This is a genomic window from Sphingobacterium sp. T2, assembly GCF_000814685.1.
In the GTDB taxonomy this organism is placed as follows: domain Bacteria; phylum Bacteroidota; class Bacteroidia; order Sphingobacteriales; family Sphingobacteriaceae; genus Sphingobacterium; species Sphingobacterium thermophilum.
Window position 1 is genome coordinate 1 of the sequence record NZ_JXAC01000191.1, and the last position, 2450, is coordinate 2450.

Genomic DNA, 2450 nt, shown 5'->3' on the forward strand with positions numbered 1-2450 from the left:
AACAAACCAATAGGAACTATTTGAATAAGGAGAGCAATCCCAATCCCTAATTGTGAATAATTTTCCGAGAAATCTTTGTTAGTAATTTTAAGAAAAGTGCAAATAATTACAACTAGAAATCCAATAATGGCGAGCGCTAATAATATTTCTTTTGGAATTGGTAGTTTATGTTCTTTCATATTATATTTTTTTAATTCCTTTAATATTGATAACCGCTTTTTGTTCATGGCAGATAACGTGCCGCGTATTGGCGATGGGCGGGGATTTTAGCACGGGCGTTGATACGAGGAACGGACGTTGAATTTTGCACCTCCGTTGATACGAAGCCGTTCAGCCCGCCTATTGCCAATACGATGTTATGTGGCGTTTTATTAATACTCTTTATTTTCTGTTTCTCGTTTTAGTTTGTCGCCAAAAACTTGTTTGAATTTCAGCAACTTTTCAATGCACCAATTTTTAATCTCGTCCAAAGTTTGTGTGTCTGTCCAAATGTCGCCATCTCTGTAAACTGCAATTCGTGAAGCCCGTTTTGTCGGCAATTCTTCAAACTGCAATTCTTCGCCAAATTCTTGTTCTAATTGTGTTTTCTGTTGTTCAAATGCTCGGAAAATTTCTTTGTTTATTTCTTGGCTTGGTGTGTCTATGTAAACTTCTGCACGAACTTTTGAACCTCTTGCAAACGAACAACCATAAATGCAACCTTTTACGCCTGAAGTGAAACTATACCAACTTTGTGGTTGTCCTGTTCTTGCGTTTGTGAAGCGATGTTTTTCTCTCAACTCGTCCAAAAGTTTTTGAAAAAATGCTCGGTAAAGTTCGCCTGTTTCTGTTGTCGCTGTCGTTGATGTGTTTCCGCCCGATTTCGTCCATTCGTTCGGAAATGCTTTGAGTTTGAAGTTCAGTGCAGGTTTTGAGTTGTCAATTTTGATGATGTTGGCTTCAACTGCATAAAATTCTAACTTGTCGTTTGTGTTGTTGTTCAGCCAATCTATTGCAGAACGATGTTCTTCGGTAACTTCCTGCGAAACCCAAATAATAATTTCTGCTTTAAAATAGGAAGCATAAGTTATGAGTTGCCCTAAATGTTTGTGGTCAGTTTTGTAAATTTGATTTTCAATAACCACAATTTTGTTGTTAGAAACTTCTTTCGCTAAAATGTCTAATTGAAAATTTCCTGCGTAAACTTCTGTTTGTTCAACTTCTAATTGCAAACCGCCTAATGCTTCGCCCAATTTTTCAATGTTTTGAGCAAGCCAAGGCGTAAAATCTCTTTCTTCGTGTTGCCAAATTTGGTTCATTGGAACGCTTACAATTTCTCCGAACTCTATTTCCATTAGTTGATGTTGTTTATATAGTTTTCAATTTGTTGGCTGTTTTCAAAAACTTCTGTTGGATTGTTGAATGGTGGTCTGTCTGTATTTTGTGGACTTAAAAGTTCGCCATTTTCAATTTCATCGGCATACGAACCGGTTAAACGAAAATCACCTGTTCCTCTGAAATTCAAAATCACGGCTTGAACACCCGACAAAACAGCAATTTGCAATCCTGTTTCTTCGCTCTCGTAAAAGTCGTTTTTGTTCAAACGCATTTTTACTCGCTTGCCTTTAAGCCAACTTTCGGGACAATAGCCGTTCCACATTTGGTCAAGTTCTTGCGGTTCTCTTGGTGTTTCGGTTTGTTTCGGTTTTTTAGTTTGCAAAAACTCAAAATGATATTCGTGACTGATTATTTGCTGAATTTTATCTTTCACAAAATCGTTCATCGGCTCGTTGTCAAACTGCCAATTATCTTTTGTGCTTGAAATGCTTCGGCTTAAATTGTCAAACACTTTGTTTATTGTTTCTTGCAATTTGGTTTTTACTATTTGCTGATATTTTTTGTCAATTCGAACGAAATAGTACGTGTGCCAAAGCGGATTTTTATTGGCTAAATCGTCAATAAAGTTTTGAAAGTTGTCGTAAGTTTCAGCAAGCAAATCATTTGATTGAACTCGCAAAGTGTTGTCGCTGTTCAGAAAAACGGAAACGTCAAAACCGAAACCGTCTTTGTAAACGCTACCTCTAAAATCTGCAATTTGATTGTCGGTTGAAAACATTATTTTTTAGTTTGTTCGTCAATAAATCGGCTTCGTTATTTTTTAGTATTTCCGAATGTTCGTTGTCGGTTAGTTCGTCTTTCATTGCAGTGTCGTTTTAAAATGCCACATAACGGCTGGCATATTGGCGTTCGGGCGGGATTTTACCCCAAAATTCCAATCGAAGCACCAACCTCCAAATTTACAAAAAACTTTCAATCGAAGATGTTTACCCCGCCTGACGCCAATATGTTTGTTGCCTGCTGTTATTTTTTGTCGTTTGTCTATATACTTTATGTAAAGTTTATTTGTCTTAATGAAATGTTTACTTTACCTTTGTTAAGAAAATATAATGTTATGAAACAAAAATTGTTAT

3 protein-coding genes are annotated in these 2450 nt (G+C 36.4%); 1 reads left to right on the forward strand and 2 read right to left on the reverse strand.

The genetic code is table 11. The annotated features are described in order from the left end of the window. Positions 1 to 371: 371 nt before the first annotated feature. Positions 372 to 1334, reverse strand: a complete 963-nt coding sequence (locus SD31_RS11575; RefSeq protein ID WP_039054236.1) for a DUF4268 domain-containing protein — start codon at positions 1332 to 1334, stop codon at positions 372 to 374. After that, the gene (locus SD31_RS11580) at positions 1334 to 2095 is read right to left on the reverse strand and encodes a hypothetical protein (RefSeq protein WP_039054237.1); all 762 of its coding nucleotides are present in this window, start codon (positions 2093 to 2095) and stop codon (positions 1334 to 1336) included. The genes SD31_RS11575 and SD31_RS11580 overlap by 1 nt, the downstream gene beginning before the upstream one ends. A gap of 102 nt (positions 2096 to 2197) precedes the next feature. Between SD31_RS11580 and SD31_RS19270 the strand changes: the two genes are divergently transcribed. Continuing rightward, positions 2198 to 2450, forward strand: a 253-nt coding sequence (locus tag SD31_RS19270) for a hypothetical protein (RefSeq protein WP_231561525.1), incomplete at its 3' end; no start/stop codon positions are given.